Origin of the sequence: Streptomyces monticola (assembly GCF_042665355.1) — a bacterium.
Classification (GTDB): Bacteria; Actinomycetota; Actinomycetes; order Streptomycetales; family Streptomycetaceae; genus Streptomyces; species Streptomyces monticola.
Map to the genome: position 1 here is coordinate 731,397 of NZ_JBHTCF010000001.1, position 14,368 is coordinate 745,764.

The 14,368-nt window shown below is 66.5% G+C and carries 12 protein-coding genes; 10 read left to right on the forward strand and 2 right to left on the reverse strand.

The genetic code is table 11. The annotated features are described in order from the left end of the window. Nucleotides 1-70 precede the first annotated feature (70 nt). The 10 genes from eccD to ACFQVC_RS03060 all read left to right on the forward strand — a co-directional run bounded on the left by eccD (nucleotide 71) and on the right by ACFQVC_RS03060 (nucleotide 12,569). Nucleotides 71-1,540 (forward strand): type VII secretion integral membrane protein EccD, encoded by a 1,470-nt coding sequence (eccD, locus tag ACFQVC_RS03015; protein WP_381826079.1) that lies wholly within the window; start codon nucleotides 71-73, stop codon nucleotides 1,538-1,540. Nucleotides 1,541-1,653: 113 nt separating this feature from the next. After that, complete coding sequence (gene eccB / locus ACFQVC_RS03020) at nucleotides 1,654-3,192, forward strand: type VII secretion protein EccB (RefSeq protein WP_381826081.1); 1,539 nt, start codon at nucleotides 1,654-1,656, stop codon at nucleotides 3,190-3,192. Between the two features lie 84 nt (nucleotides 3,193-3,276). Beyond that, the gene (gene mycP, locus ACFQVC_RS03025; protein WP_381826083.1) at nucleotides 3,277-4,500 is read left to right on the forward strand and encodes a type VII secretion-associated serine protease mycosin; all 1,224 of its coding nucleotides are present in this window, start codon (nucleotides 3,277-3,279) and stop codon (nucleotides 4,498-4,500) included. A 185-nt stretch (nucleotides 4,501-4,685) separates the two neighbouring features. Next, nucleotides 4,686-5,225 (forward strand): hypothetical protein, encoded by a 540-nt coding sequence (locus ACFQVC_RS03030; protein WP_381826085.1) that lies wholly within the window; start codon nucleotides 4,686-4,688, stop codon nucleotides 5,223-5,225. Between the two features lie 1,887 nt (nucleotides 5,226-7,112). Further along, the gene (locus ACFQVC_RS03035; protein ID WP_381826087.1) at nucleotides 7,113-8,381 is read left to right on the forward strand and encodes a S8 family serine peptidase; all 1,269 of its coding nucleotides are present in this window, start codon (nucleotides 7,113-7,115) and stop codon (nucleotides 8,379-8,381) included. 106 nt (nucleotides 8,382-8,487) lie between these two features. After that, nucleotides 8,488-8,853 (forward strand): WXG100 family type VII secretion target, encoded by a 366-nt coding sequence (locus tag ACFQVC_RS03040; protein WP_381826089.1) that lies wholly within the window; start codon nucleotides 8,488-8,490, stop codon nucleotides 8,851-8,853. 60 nt (nucleotides 8,854-8,913) lie between these two features. After that, nucleotides 8,914-9,210 (forward strand): WXG100 family type VII secretion target, encoded by a 297-nt coding sequence (locus ACFQVC_RS03045; RefSeq protein WP_381826091.1) that lies wholly within the window; start codon nucleotides 8,914-8,916, stop codon nucleotides 9,208-9,210. A gap of 97 nt (nucleotides 9,211-9,307) precedes the next feature. Further along, nucleotides 9,308-9,745 (forward strand): hypothetical protein, encoded by a 438-nt coding sequence (locus tag ACFQVC_RS03050; protein ID WP_381826093.1) that lies wholly within the window; start codon nucleotides 9,308-9,310, stop codon nucleotides 9,743-9,745. Nucleotides 9,746-9,765: 20 nt separating this feature from the next. Continuing rightward, nucleotides 9,766-11,955 (forward strand): hypothetical protein, encoded by a 2,190-nt coding sequence (locus ACFQVC_RS03055; protein WP_381826095.1) that lies wholly within the window; start codon nucleotides 9,766-9,768, stop codon nucleotides 11,953-11,955. 17 nt (nucleotides 11,956-11,972) lie between these two features. Continuing rightward, nucleotides 11,973-12,569: a hypothetical protein gene (locus tag ACFQVC_RS03060; protein ID WP_381826097.1), complete on the forward strand. Its 597-nt coding sequence runs from the start codon at nucleotides 11,973-11,975 to the stop codon at nucleotides 12,567-12,569. A gap of 247 nt (nucleotides 12,570-12,816) precedes the next feature. On the opposite strand, the gene ACFQVC_RS03065 is transcribed toward ACFQVC_RS03060, so the two are convergent. After that, nucleotides 12,817-13,320: an ATP-binding protein gene (locus tag ACFQVC_RS03065; RefSeq protein ID WP_381826099.1), complete on the reverse strand. Its 504-nt coding sequence runs from the start codon at nucleotides 13,318-13,320 to the stop codon at nucleotides 12,817-12,819. A gap of 619 nt (nucleotides 13,321-13,939) precedes the next feature. After that, on the reverse strand, nucleotides 13,940-14,233 hold the full coding sequence (locus tag ACFQVC_RS03070) for a hypothetical protein (protein ID WP_381826101.1): 294 nt from the start codon (nucleotides 14,231-14,233) through the stop codon (nucleotides 13,940-13,942). Nucleotides 14,234-14,368 lie beyond the last annotated feature (135 nt).

Here is a 14,368-nt window from a genome sequence, read left to right on the forward strand (position 1 = left end):
CCCAGGCCCCGGCGAGAGCGTGGAGGGGGAGCAGCAGGTGAGTTCGACGGTTCAAGCGGCAGGCGGCGGAATGTCCGCCCCTCGGGAACCGGCGGGCCGTGGCGCCGGTTTCCGCCGCATCATCGTGGCGGCGCCGGACAGCCGTATCGATGTCGCCTTGCCCGATGACATTCCGCTCGCGTACCTCTATCCGGAAATCCTCCGTCTTTCCGGGCAGAGTCCGGCCCCGGGTGCACCGGTCGGTTACCACCTGGTGCGCCGGGACGGCACTGTGCTCGACGAGGCGCGGTCGCTGACCGCCCAGCGCATCGTCGACGGCGAGGTTCTCTCCCTGCGCCCGTTCTCCGATTCATTGCCGCCCGCTGTCTTCGACGATGTCAGCCATGCCACCGCCAGCGCCGTCACCCGCGACCGCACCCTGTGGAGCGATGAGTTGATGCGCGGCGCGGGGCTCTTCGGAGCGTCCGTCCTGCTCGTCCTGCTCGCCTTTGTGGCCTGGACCTCGGATCTGCGGCACGACATGCACGGTTTGCCGGGCATTCTCACCGCGGTCTCCGGTCTGGTGCTGCTCGCGCTCGCCGCCGTGCGGGCCCGGGTGTACGGAGATCGCGGCGCTTCGCTCGCACTCGGCATCGCTGCGCTGGCGAACCTGGGCGTTGCCGGTACGGGCATGCTCCCGCTGGCGGCCGGGCAAGGCATCGGCAAGCTGCAGTTCCTGCTGGCCTGCGGGGCCGTCCTGGTGGCCTCGGTCGTGCTCGTGATTGTCACGCCGAGCGGCGACGGCCCGTTCGTGGCCTTCGTCTTCGCTTCCGCCATCGGCCTGGTCATGACGTTCGTGGCAATCCTCGCCGACTTCGAGCCGACCGAGACCGCCTCGATCTGCTCCCCGCTCGCCGTGGGCATGCTCGCCTTTCTTCCCGGCCTGTCCACCCGATTCGCCCGCCTGCCCATCGGCTTCGCCCCGCCGCGCTCCGCCGCCACCCTCGACTTCGAGGATGAGATCGAGGAGCCGGTCGACATCGATGCCGAGCGCATCGCCGCCCAGGCACGGCGCGGGCACGAACTCCTGGTCGGCCTGGTCGGCGGCTGTGCCCTGGTCGTGGTCGGGGCGGCCGCCGTGCTCGGGTTCTCGGACGACCTGTGGGCCCAACTCCTCGCATTCGCCACGGGTCTGGCCATGCTGACGCGGGCCCATCTGTTCCGGCACACGGTGCAAGTCGGCTGCGCGCTCGCCGCCGGGCTTGCCTCCCTGGTGCTGCTCGGCCTCGGCCTGAGCCTCAACCCGCCCGTGGACATGGTCCTGAAGGCACTGCGGGGCGACAGCACGGCACTCGATATTCGCCTCGTGTGGCTGTCGGTGGCGGTCGCCGCCGTCGCCACGATGATCGCGGCGATCTCGCTGGTCGTGCCGCGCAAGGGCGTCACGCCGTTCTGGGGACGCTTCCTGGAGATCGGGGAGAGCTTCGTGCTGTTGACGCTGCTGCCGTTGTGTCTCGCGGTGTTCGACGCGTACCACCGAATGCGCTCGCTGTCCTCATGAGGCGGGGCGCGCAGTAGACGCGGTGAGCGCCCTCCGCGACGATCAAAACAGCAACACGGCCTCGGCAACTCGCTTCAACCGACGGCCCGATGGGGGAAAGAGGCACCGGAAAGATGGCATCACGGCGGGATGAGCTCAACGCCTACACCTTCGCGCGGCGGCGGCTGATCGCGCAGTTCCTTCAGCCCAGTGCCAGCGGTACGGAGGAAGCCTGGCCGCGCCCGCTGCGCGCGGTGATGCCCGGGCTGATCGTCGCGGTCGTGGTCCTGGCAGCCTTCGGCGCCTGGGGGATGTTCAAGCCCGCCGCGCCACCGAAGTGGGACGTGGCGGGCGAGCACATCATCATCTCCAGCAAGTCGACCACCCGCTACGTGGTCCTCAAGACCGACGGCAAGGTCCAGCTCCACCCCGTCCTCAACATGTCATCCGCGAAGCTCCTGCTCACCCCCGACAAGGGCAAGATCATCAACGTCGACGAGTCGGTGCTCGACAGCGGCAAGGTTCCGCACGGCCCGACCCTCGGCATTCCCTACGCCCCCGACCGGCTGCCCGAGGCCAAGGAGGCCGGGGCGAAGAAGCGCTGGGCGGTCTGCGAACGGCCCGGCGAGGGCGGCCGGGCGATCCAGAAGGCGGCGTTCATCCTCGCCCAGCGCGACCTGCACCGCACCGAGGGCCGCGAGCGCCTCACCGGCGGCGAGCTGTTGTACGTCCAGGGCCCGGACCGCACCCGCTATGTGGTCGACGCCCAGGGCACGGCGTACCCCGTCCAGAACGACGAAGGCCTGCTGCGCCAGGTGGTCGGCGCTGACCGCACACCCCAGCGCGTCTCGTCCGCCTACCTGAGCACACTGCACCGAGGCGACGCCATCTCCTTCCCGAAGCTCCCCGACCGCCCGGGGGGCGATGCCGGGATCCAGGGCAACCTGGAGCCTGCCGCGAACAAGGTCGGCATGATTCTGGAAGCCACCTCGGGGACCAAGATGCAGAAGTACGTGGTCCTGAAGGAACGAGTCGCGCCGATCTCGGACTTCACCGCCAAACTCCTGCTCGCCAGCGAAGATCTGGTCGGCCTCGGGCAGGTAGCGGCACAGCGTGTCAGCCCGGCCGCCTTCACTCCCGGTGCGCCCTTCGGGCAGGACAAGACCTGGCCCTACGCGGAGCCCACCCCGGTCAACTCCGCGAGCACCGACGAGGGCAGCCGGAACACCGTGTGCAACGTGCTGCGCGACGTGGACGAGGACAAGGAGGGCGCCACAACCCTGAGTACCTGGGCAGGCACCGACTTTCCCGCACCCCTGCCCACCGGCTCCAGCAGCGCGTACGTCACTCCGGGATCGGGCCAGCTCTTCCGCCAGTTCAAGGGCTCGACGACCGCTTCGGGCTTCACCTTCCTGGTCACCGACACCGGCCTGCGCTACGCCATGCAGTCCAACGGCGACAGCGCTACGGACGACGCCGGCATCGGCTCCTCCGGATCGGCGAAGCAGCGCAAGGAGCAGCAGGAGGCACGCCTTGCCGAGGCCCAGCAGGCGCAGAACCGGCTCGGCTACGAAAACGTGACCCCGGCCCCCATCCCGGCGGCCTGGTCCGCGTTTCTGCCCACCGGCCCACGCCTGTCGACCGGGGCGGCGCTGCAGCCGCAGGGGGCGTGAGCGATGCGGATGCGTCTTCTGCACAGGCCGGGTTCGCGCGCGGGCACGGTCCCGGTGTCACGGACGCGCTCGGCCGTGACACTCATGCTGGGCGTCCTCGCAGCTCCGCTCCTTGTCCTCTCGACACCGGCCGCCACCCCTGCCGCCGCGGACGAAGCCCCCGACCAATGCACGTTCCCCGACAAGCCCTACGCCGGCCGGCCGTGGTCGCTGCAGCGCGTCCTCCTCGACGAGGCGTGGAAGCAGTCGACCGGGAAGGGCGTACGCGTAGCGGTCATCGATACAGGGGTCGACGTCAAGAATCGTCAGCTCGCGAAGGCCGTGGACGTGAGGAGCGGCCGCAACTTCATGCGGAAGAACCTCAAGGACGAAAACGGCAACAAGATCGAGCGCGGAAAAGAGAACGGAACTTCTGATTCAGTCGGCCACGGTACGAAAGTCGCGGGCATCATCGCGGCCCGCCCGATGAAAGGAACAGGCTTCGTCGGCCTGGCTCCCGAGGCCACGGTCATTCCCATCCAGCAGAACGACGCCGAAGGCCACGGCACGACAGAAACCCTCGCGGCGGCCATCCGCTATGCCGCAGGCCCCGCGCGAGCCGACGTGATCAATATTTCCCAGGACACCGCGAACGCCGTAGAGCCCACCTCCGAACTCAAGCAGGCAGTGAACGAGGCCCTTGCGAAGAAGGTCGTCGTCGTGGCCTCGGCCGGCAATGACGGCCTCGGAGGAAACGTCAAAGATACCTACCCGGCTTCGTACGAGGGGGTCCTGGCCGTCGCCGCGTCCGACCGCAACAACGAACGCGCGGCCTTCTCCCAGTCCAGCGAGTCCGTCGACGTCGCGGCCCCGGGCGTCGACATGATCTCCACAGTTCCCGGTGGTGGCCACTGCTCCGACAACGGCACCAGCTTCTCCGCCCCCTACGTCACCGGCGTGGCCGCGCTCCTCAAGGAGAAGCAACCCACCTGGACCCCGCGGCAGATCAACGCCCAGATCATGCAGACCGCGGAGCGCGCCACCTCCGGCCACGACCGCCTTGTGGGTTGGGGCGTCGTCGACCCGGTACGCGCCCTCGCCGAGGCCGATGAGCCCATCGAGCAGCCGGTCCCCGGCAACGACAGCGCGGAGAAGGCAAAGCCTCCTTCTGCAGTTGCCCTGCCTCTTGGAGAAACAGCCCAAGAGCGGGCATCCCGCCTCGGCGCATATGTGGTAGTCGGCAGTTCCGTTTTGGTGGCGATTATCGCGGGCGGCGCAGTGGCGATCCGCGATGCCCGCCGACGGGCGAAGAGGAAGGCGGGCACATGAGATGGCCGACGCTAATGCAGCTGACAATTCGCCCACATCTGGACGTGCTCGACGGAACGCAACGGAGCCCAGGAGAAGTTGCCGCAGTTGAAACCGCGGGCCGCTGTGAACCGTGTGTTCAGTGAGGCGAGTTGGCCGAGAAACCGGTTCGGACTGTCAGACCCCTTGGTTAGGGTGATAGGCATGTGAACAGCGATGTTCGCGGTAGTGCAGCAGTTTCGCCTGGCGGAAACTTCGCCGGCGGTGCGGACGGGGAAACGGGGAGGACGGACATCGTGGCTGACGCAAGCGGCGGAGGCGGTGACCTCAGGCTCGGAGTGGGCGCGCTGGAGAAGTTCCAGAAGCGTGTGGACGCACTCCTGACGGAACTTGAGGGAGGCGCGGCAGGCAGTACGAAAATGGCCGCCCAGCGCATCGCCCGCAGCTCCCTCAGCGGCGGCAACGCCCCCTTCGCGGAGGCGGACGGCCTGTACGGCCAGTACAACCGCGTCCACGAACAGCTCGTGTCGCTGTCCAAGTCCCTCGGCGAGCAGATCACGATGCTGCGGATCGCTGTGCGGGGGACGGAGGTCGGGTTCGAGAACCTCGAGGAAGAGCATCGGGCTCGGTTCCATGCGATTCAGGCCCGCCTCCTGCAAGAACGGGAAGAGGCGCTGTCGAAGCGCGACACCGGCGCAGACGAGGCGAAAGATTCCAGTTCTGAAGGCGTGTTCGGGGAGAACTGATGAGACCAGACGGAAACCCGCAGCCGGACCCGACGCCCGAGCAGCAGCAAGAGGCGACCTCGGATGCTCTCCGAACGCAGTACGGCGCGGTCAACGCCATGGAGTCGATGGCCACCATGCCGTTGCCCTTCGGCGCCAGCGGCTCAGGCGGCCTCTTCGGCAAGACCAGCTTCGAAGGACGCGAGCTCAACTCGATGCTCGACCTCATCGAGACAGCCAACCCGGAAGACTTGGAACAGGTCGGCAACGCCCTGGGCAAGGCGAGGGACTCGCTCAACGACGCCGCAAGGGAACTGGACGACTACCTGAAGAAGACGGACTGGGAGGGCGAGTCCGGCCGGGAGTTCCAGCGGTACGGGAGCGAACTCACCAAGCACGCTTGGGAAGTTGCCTCCTTCGCGAACGTGGCGTCCACACAGATGGCGGTGGCCAGCACCGGCCTCGCATCCGTACGCAGTTCACGCCCGCCGCGTGACACGCGCATCGTCCGCAAGCGCCCCGATGACTTCACGTCTGTGGAGAAGACGGACGGCAACACCGATTACCAAGAGGCCATGAAGGTCGAGAAAGACCGCCAAGAGGCCATCAACCAGATGAACCGGTTGGCCTCGTTCTACGCGGTCTCCGAGCAGACCCTGGCGTCCCAGAAGCCCCCCTTGCCCCCCAAGCCGGTGAATGCAGCAGTGCCCCAGCCCTCCGGCTCCGCAGGAGCTGCTCCGGTGGCTTCGGGAGCAACCGGAGTGACGGCGGCTGGTTCAACAGGTCACGTAACTCCCGGCGATGGCGGCTCCGGGGAGGCATCCGGAGGACCCTCCCACATGGCAGGCCCTGGCCAGATCGGGACTCCCAATACTTCTCCGCCCGGGACTCCCGGTGCTTCTCCGTCCGGGACGCCCGGTACGTCGGTCCAGATCGACACCGTTACTTCGCCGCCGGCACCAGTTCCCAGCCAGAACCCGGCTCCTCCTCCCACAACCACGGGGCCTGCCGGACCCTCCAACAATCCGCTGCCTCCTCCGGGAAGTGGCCTCGGCACTCCTCTGCCGAACGTCACGCAGCGCCCCACTGGGGCAGGAAACGGTACGTCGAAAACCAATTCACCCAACCCCCGGACCATTGGCCGCCCTGGACAGTCCAGCACGACCCCCACACCAACAGGACGCGCTGGCACGGCCCGCAACACTGCAACGCCCACCGGACGCTCCGGACCTGTTGGTCGGCCCACCGCTCAAAGCGGCAATCCCCCCGTGACGGGACGTGCGACCACGGTCGATCGGCCCGGCGTGACTGGCCGCGGTCCAGCCACGTCGGGAAGGCCGGGCACAGGCCCCACAAACCAGCCCCCCATCACGGGGCGCCCCAGTGCTGCGCAGCCCGCCACGGGGCGCACGAGCTCCGGCACTCCCACAGGGCCTCGCCCGGTTGGCCGTGCCGACGGAATCGTTGGTGGTACGCCGCAGCGCACAACTACAGGCCCGACCAGCGGCGCTTCCCGCGTCCCGCGCGGCAGCGTCATCGGTTCGGAACCCACCGCGCCGAGCCGCGGCTCCGCCCCCAGACCGGGAGGACAAGCAGGGGTGGTCGGGTCACAGCCGGCAGCCGGTGGTCCCCGTCCCACCGGGCGCGGCACACCCGCCGCGAACGGTGTCGTCGGCACTCCGCGCAGTAGCACCACGGGATCCCGGCCCGGCACTGGAGGTTCCACGACAGGCGGTGCAGGCCTGGCCGGTGGGCGCCCGCGACAGCAGCGGCCAGGCGACGAGGAGCAAGACCGCGGCGGAGAGCGTCCGGACTACCTCACGGAAGACGAGGAAACGTGGGAATCCCGGCGGCGGAACACCGCGCCTCCGGTGATCGACTAGGCACGGGGAAGGTCCGGAAGTCAGCATGACCGCAAGCATCAGCAATGCCCGCCAACGGCGTCACTCCTCACGTCCGCTGCGGCGGGGGCTGCTCGCCGTGGGAGCCGCGCTGGGCGCCTGGACCATTGCCCTGTCGGGCACGGCGCCGGCGGCCGCGGCCGATGACGTGCAGTCCAAACAGTGGTATCTGGACCTCCTGTACGCGAAGAAGGTCTGGGAAAAGTCCACTGGCAAGGGCATCAAGGTCGCCGTCATCGACTCCGGCGTGAACCCGAACACCCCCTCGCTCAAGGGGCAGGTCCTCAAGGGTGTGGACGCCACTGTCGAGAAGGGCGGAAACACCAACGACACCAACGGCCAAGGCACCACCACGGCCGAATTGATCGCCGGAACCGGCAAGGGCGGCGGACTCCAAGGGCTCGCCCCCGGAGCAAAGATCATTCCGTTCCGGGTCCCCCTGCTGAAGCACGACCAGCTCCCACCCGGAACCTGGATCGAACGCGACCCGCTCTACCACGCCATCCGCGCCGCCGCAGACAGCGACGCCCAGATCATCGCCCTCAACGTCCGAAACGAACACGCGATCGGCGTCAATCTGCACGCAGACAGTGCAGTGGACTACGCCTCCAGCAAGGGAAAGCTGGTGATCGCAGGCACCGGCGACAACGCCAAGGAAGGCAACAAGCGCCAATACCCGGCGTCACAGAGGCTGGTTGCCGGTGTTGCCTCCGTCGACCGCAAGGGCAAGGTGGCAAAGACCTCCCAGCACGGCGATTATGTGGATCTCGCTGCTCCAGGAGTCGACATCCCGCGCTGGTGCGACGCGAGTTTCAAGCGCTACTGCGACGGCGGCGGAACCAGTGCAGCGACCGCGATTGCATCGGCCTCCGCCGCCCTGGTCTGGTCCGCACATCCCGAGTGGAACGCCAACCAGGTCCTTCGTGTTCTCTTTCAGACAGCAGGCCGTACGTGGAAGGACGGGGACCGAAGCAAGTACCTCGGTCATGGCGTAGTTCGCCCGGTCGTCAACGTAGCGAATGGCAAGGGCAACCCCGGCACGGCAGACATCAACCCTCTGACCGACGTCGACCCTGCGGAATCGAAGAGCCCTTCTCCCACCGATTCGGCGTCGTCGCAGCAGGCGAAGGGCCAAGAGAAGGGCGGCGCCGCCTCGGCGGAGGGCGACGAGAAGACCAACAACAGCCAACTCGGGCTCATTGCGGGCATCGCCGCAGCAGTAGCAGCCCTGGCCGCAGGAGCCGTCGCCCTGGCCCGCAAACGCCGCAACGCCTGAACCCTCCGCGCCACGGGCGCCCGACCCAATACAGGCACGTGGTCCCCGTACCCGGTGCATGACGCACGCCGACCCTCAACACCCCACCGAGAGAGGAAGACCCTTCATGGCAGTCCAGAAGGTCAATGATGAGGTCCTGCGCCAATTCGAGCAGGAGCTGAATGAGCGCTTCGGTTCGGTCAAGCAGCAGTTGTCCCAGCTGCAGGCCGTCATCGACGGAGTCGAGGGCAAGTGGCAGGGCATGGGTGCCGTGTCCTTCGACCGCAAGCAGCGTGAGATCAATGAGCGCATGGCGCACATCGGCAATCTGCTCGTCCGTTTCCAGACCGCGGTAGACGACAACCGCCGCATCGTCGGGAGCACTGAGCAGGAGGTCTACCAGGCGCTCCAGGGCATCGACGCCGGCTCTGGCACGGGTTCTGGATCCAGCGGCTCGGCCGGTGGTGGCTCATCCAGCCTCAACAGCTACTGACGAGCACGCCGCACCACCTCACCATCGCCACCTGAACTTGAGATACAGCCGGAGGAACCCATGGCCGTAAACGACGGCACGATGCTCGTCACGTACGCGGAACTCGAGCGTGCCGCTCAGGAGATCACCAGCCAGGCGAAGAAGCTCGATGGGGATCTGGATGCTCTCCAGACCCGGATGAAGGACATCTCCGCCTTCTTCGAAGGTGAGGCGAAGACCGCCGCGGACGGCCTGCACCGCGAGTGGGACATGAAGTCCAGGGAGATCCACCAGGCCCTCAACTCCATCGCCAACGCCGTCCGCGAGGCCAGCGCCGCCTACAGCGCCGCCGACCGGAAGGCCGCGGCCAACTACTGAGACAGCAAGGCGCATGCCAGGGTCACGGGGTGGGCACGCACGGGAGGTGCCCACCCCGAGCACTGTGCCATGACGTCAAAAGAGGAAGGGGCCGGAGATGGCATGGGACGAGTGGGAAGAGCTGAAGGCCGATGCCGCCGACAAGCAGTCCATGCAGATGCAGTTGAACGGCCAGGAGGCCGGAGGCGGCGGCAGCAAGGGTGCCGGCGGCGACGGTGATCTGGTCGTCCAGGACAACGAGTTGGCCAAGCTTGGGAGCCTCGCCTACGACCTCCGTGAGCGGCTCCGTGTGGACAGCGACCACGCCCGCGCCACCACGTTCGACGCGTCCATCGAACTCCTCAACGACGGCCTGGACATGGGCCCCGCCCTGACCGAGCTGCACGATGCCTGGAGTTCCCAGGCCAGAACACTCGTCGACGCCTGCGCGCACATCTCGAACCACCTCGACTACACCCGTGCTCTGCACTCCAGCGAGGACGCCAAGGTCGCCACGTCCATGTCGGCGTCACGGATCAACGAGTACGTCAAGTAACCGACGAGGGGGGCGGCGTCATGCCGAGCGTCCAGGAACTGCTGAACCTCCGCCTGGGGAAGCTGAATTCAGCCGTCACCGACTGGCAGCAGATGGTCGGCAAGCTGGAGAAGCTTGCCGACGGTGGTGGAGATGGTGGCGCGAGCGCTGCGGAGCTGCTGCGCAGGACCAAAGCAGCCAACTGGAAAGGCGTGAACGCCACCGTGTCGCGGGAATTCACGGTGAAGACCGCAGATCAGTTCCAGGACATCCTCAGCCAGGCGCGCAGCGTGCACGCGATCCTGAGCGGCGCCCACACCAAGCTCGAGAAGAACAAGCAGGACCTGAAGGACGCCATAACCCGAGCCAAGGGCAAGGGCCTTCACATGTCGCCGGATGGGCGCGTGGAGCCTCTTGAGAGGCGGCAGGGTCCGGCCTTGCGTAAGCCGACGCAGCAGGACGTCGACACGGCCGCCGCAGAGATAAAGGCTGTGCTCGAAGCGGCAGCCGAGACAGACGCGACAGCAGCGACCGCCCTCCGGTTCCACGCGCGGGACAAGCACGACTTCGGCTCCACCGGCTTCAAGAGCTTCGACGCCGCGGAGCAGACCATCAAGGACTCGAACTCGTTCGTCAAACTGGCCGGCAAGGACCCCAGCGAGCTCAGTAACAAGGAGCTCACCCAGCTCAACACCCTGATGAAACGGAACGCGGGCGACCTCATCTTTGCGGACCGGGTCGCAACGGGAGTGGGGCCTGAGGGAACGCTCAAGTTCTGGGCGAACGCTGTTGACCTCGACAAGTGGCTGGAGCGTGGCACACACGCACCAGGGGAGAAGGAGCAGCGGATGAAGCTGCTCGGAACTTTGGAGAAGCAGCTCGGCGGCACGCTGGGCACAGCGACACGGTTGGATACCGACGCCATGGATTCCTGGAAGGGACGTGTGGTTGCGCTTGGTGACGACCTTGTACGCGGTACTGGTGCGAGTGGCAGCGTCTACGGGTTCCAGGCCATGAGCAACCTATTGCGGCACGGAAAATACGAAGGCGGATTCCTCAACAGCTACGGCAACGCCCTTGTTGCGTACGAGAAGAAGCACACGGGTGACGTCAAGGATCCCGGACCCGGCGGCCGGTCTCGCGAGAACGTCCTGCCGTGGGACAAGCTGCCGTCGTACGCCAAGCCGGGCCAGCTGCACTACGGCAGCGAGGGGGATGCCGGCACCGATCCGATGACCGGGTTCATGCAAGCCTTGTCCAACAACCCCGATGCTTCGACCGATTTCTTCAATGCGGACAAGCCGCAGGACAACGCGAAGTGGGTTCTCAAGGATCGGCCGGTGTTCAATGACGCGGTCGTGGGCGACGGGTTCGGCGCGTCGGCGGAGGACTACAAGGGCCCTCGGGCGGTCTATGAGGCGACGGGCGACGCACTGACCGCAGCAGCGACAGGAATCGACCCCAGCGACAAGACAGCGAAGGCAGTCGAGCACACAGCAGGCCACCGCGAAGTCCTGGACAATTCACTCAAGTACCTCTCGCAGCGCAAGGAAGATTTCCCTGCCGAGCTACGTGACGACATGGCCAAGATCCTCGTAAATTATGGCGACGAGGTACACCACACAGCTTCGGCCCAGAGTGACGACCGGGATGACCCCAGGCAGTTGGACCGCCGACAGCTACTTGACGTGAGCAGGCAGATATCCCGTGACCAGGATGCTTACGGCCTTCTCCATGACGGTATCAACCGGGAGATTGTCCGAGATATCCACCAGGGTGAGCCAGATGATCCCAAGGAAACTCTGCTTCGCGGAGGCCGCACTCTCGGCTTCCTGGAAGAGGCGCGATATCAGGCCCTGGCCGATCACGTAGCGGCGGAGAAGCAGGACGCTGCTTGGAAGCAGAACTGGAGCTATCACGGAGCTGGAACGGTCACGAGCTTGATTCCGTATGTTGGCCCTGCGGCGGGAGCTCTGGATCGCGAGTTGTACCTGATCTCGTATCAGTGGAGATTGGACGAAGAGGCCAGAATTACTGCGGAAAATCAGCAGCAGAATGGTGAGACGTTCACGGTGCGGGAAAACCAGCTGAGAGAGATCGCCAAAATATGGCATGCGCGAAACCCGGATGGCCCCGAAGACGTTTACAACATCACTGAGCAGCTCACGGCTTCCGCGGCCAACGGTAATGCGACAGCTCAAGGGCTTCCCGGTCGACAGCCCGCGCACTGACATTGAGGAACGCTTCCATGACGCAGATCCGCCGCAATCAAACCAGGCCGCCCCTTCGTTCGGTGTCCGGTGTCGTACGGACACTCTCGGTCGTCTCCTGCGCCGTGGCTATGCTCGGTGCTGCTGGTTGCGCCGAGCCCCCGAACTACGCGACACCTACCAAGGTTTGTGGAACCAAGGTGGACCCTGAACTCATCTCTCCCCTACTGCCGCCAGGTAAGGAATTCGAAGATCAGGTTGCAGCTTCTGATTCGCGCGGTGAGTCCTGCAAACTGATGGTCACGCTGAACGGCGATAGCGGCGGCACTCAGGTCATGCATATCAGGCGAGATGTGGTGCCTGGTGACGTCGACCCATTCGAGGTCAACAAGAATGCTCTGCTTGGGTACGGGAACCCCAGGAGAGTAAATGTCGGGGACGATGCAAGGATCGCGGACAAGGGTGCGCTCGCTACTCTAGCTTGCCCAGGCAAGGGGCAGGGCAGGAAGTTCGTCTTGGAAATCCACCTGTCGAAGGAGACTCCGAAGGACGTCGCCGAACGCCGCGCGGCCTTGGAGCGCTTCGTGCGTTCCCATCTGCCCGACGCCCAGAAGGCGCAAGGTTGCGGCGGTTGATGGGTGAGGGCTCGGGGCGTCGTGTGCTGGGCTTGTCCCGCCGCTTCCGAGGAGGGCGAGGCCGAAACGCCGGCAGCCGGTACGGCGCCGCTCGAACCTTTCACAGAGCGAGTCCGCAGTTCCGTGGAGATGCCGGTGCGTGACCTGCTGCGAGTACATCGGCGTCCCAAGCTTCAATAGCATCGGCCGGGCAGGGTGGTTGTCCTGCCTGCGCTTGGCTACGCGCGGCGATTCGGGCGACCACGTGTCAGGCGGAGTCACCGCGGGGCAGGAGGAAGTTGGCCCACACGGACTTCGTGCCGTCGCCGTAGACCGTGGTTCCCCACTCCGAGCACAAGGCCGCCACTATGGCCAGACCGCGGCTGTTCTCGTTGTCCGCGCCGCGCGGGTCCTTGCGCGCAGGGAGCTTACGGCTACCGTCGCGCACCGCGACATGCAGGTCGGACGCCACCTCGACCAGCACGGTGATCGAGGCCGATCCCGCAGCGTGCACCACGGCGTTGGTCGCCAGCTCGCTCACGGTGAGGACAGCCATGTCACGTACGTCTTCATCGACGTTCCAGTAGGTGAGCACCGCTGCGACGGCGTGCCGTACCTCCGCGATGCGTTCCGGCGCAGAGGGGAAGGCGAAGGTCGCGGACCGGGTAGTGCTGTCGTTGCTGTGCGGAGTGATGGGGCGCGGCGCTCCTCTGAAGCACAGGTAGTGAGGGGCGCTCGCGGCGGGACTGTCGGTATCGGTGTGCGGGGACATCCTCGGCCCACCTCGCAGGGAGGCGCTATCGCGCCGAGTCTCGGGTACGGGAATGCATCGCACCCGGCAGGATTCGCTCCCGCCGCCCGAACCCCAACGACGCCGGCTCACCGGTGACGTCGAACCGGTGAGGCGGTCGCCGGTTCGCGCCCGACTTTCCCGTTCCGGTGCCCGAACTGGTCCGCTCTTGCCCCGTGATTCCTAACGTGGTCGATCCGTCACCGGTGTTCACGGACAGGAGCGAGAGGGTGGGCAAGACGCGACACGGGCCGTCGTGCGCCGCGGCGCTACGAAGCCGGGCCCAAGCAGAGCGGTGGCAAGCGGGCCGCCTCGTCGACGAGATCGCTGACTGCTGCGCGGTCAGTAGGCTCCGCTCCCACCGGCTCGCGCGCGGATGGACCCTTGGTGAGGCCGTCGATGTCTTCCGGACGATGTGCGTTCGCGAGTACCTGGCCGGTCCGCGTCTGGACGTCGATCAACTGCGGACTTGGGAGACAACCGGACGCCGCCCCATGCCAGCGACCATCGACTTGCTGTGTCGCCCGTATAGGACCAATGCCCGCGACCTCGGCCTGGACGTCGCCGCTGACTACACGCCGGGGGCAGCTCAACTTCCCGCTCAGGTACAGCAGACGGAGCCTTCGACGACGTACGCCGCCTCGTGGACCGCACACTTGCTGCGGCCACGGTCAATGCGAGCCAACTCAACCTGCTGGAGGAGCGGTTGCTCCAGCACCGTCGCCGGTACGTGACCTGTCCGGCGGAGACGATGCTTCCGGACCTCGTGGCCGACGTACACGAAGTACGGCTCCTCGCCGAGCAGCGCCAGCCTGCCTCCGTACAGCGCCGCCTGTCGCACATGACGGCCCTGCTGGCCACGCTGATCGCCGACGCATTGATGAAACTCGGCCATCTTCGAGCTGCTGCCGGGTGGTATGCGACTGCCCGTACTGCCGCTGACGACTGCGGCGAACACGCAGTCCAGGCACGTATAAGTTACGTGGAATCACCCGGAGGAGCGGTTCGATGCCGGAGGGCAGCACCTCTG

What these genes read in the sequence shown, in the direction of transcription:
- ACFQVC_RS03035 (WP_381826087.1), top strand. Translation starts at nt 7,113, where the DNA reads ATGACCGCAAGCATCAGCAATGCCCGCCAACGGCGTCACTCCTCACGT.
- ACFQVC_RS03055 (WP_381826095.1), top strand. Translation starts at nt 9,766, where the DNA reads ATGCCGAGCGTCCAGGAACTGCTGAACCTCCGCCTGGGGAAGCTGAAT.
- ACFQVC_RS03045 (WP_381826091.1), top strand. Translation starts at nt 8,914, where the DNA reads ATGGCCGTAAACGACGGCACGATGCTCGTCACGTACGCGGAACTCGAG.
- ACFQVC_RS03050 (WP_381826093.1), top strand. Translation starts at nt 9,308, where the DNA reads ATGGCATGGGACGAGTGGGAAGAGCTGAAGGCCGATGCCGCCGACAAG.
- ACFQVC_RS03070 (WP_381826101.1), bottom strand. Translation starts at nt 14,233, where the DNA reads ATGGCCGAGTTTCATCAATGCGTCGGCGATCAGCGTGGCCAGCAGGGC.
- eccD (WP_381826079.1), top strand. Translation starts at nt 71, where the DNA reads ATGTCCGCCCCTCGGGAACCGGCGGGCCGTGGCGCCGGTTTCCGCCGC.
- ACFQVC_RS03065 (WP_381826099.1), bottom strand. Translation starts at nt 13,320, where the DNA reads ATGTCCCCGCACACCGATACCGACAGTCCCGCCGCGAGCGCCCCTCAC.
- mycP (WP_381826083.1), top strand. Translation starts at nt 3,277, where the DNA reads ATGCTGGGCGTCCTCGCAGCTCCGCTCCTTGTCCTCTCGACACCGGCC.
- ACFQVC_RS03060 (WP_381826097.1), top strand. Translation starts at nt 11,973, where the DNA reads ATGACGCAGATCCGCCGCAATCAAACCAGGCCGCCCCTTCGTTCGGTG.
- eccB (WP_381826081.1), top strand. Translation starts at nt 1,654, where the DNA reads ATGGCATCACGGCGGGATGAGCTCAACGCCTACACCTTCGCGCGGCGG.
- ACFQVC_RS03040 (WP_381826089.1), top strand. Translation starts at nt 8,488, where the DNA reads ATGGCAGTCCAGAAGGTCAATGATGAGGTCCTGCGCCAATTCGAGCAG.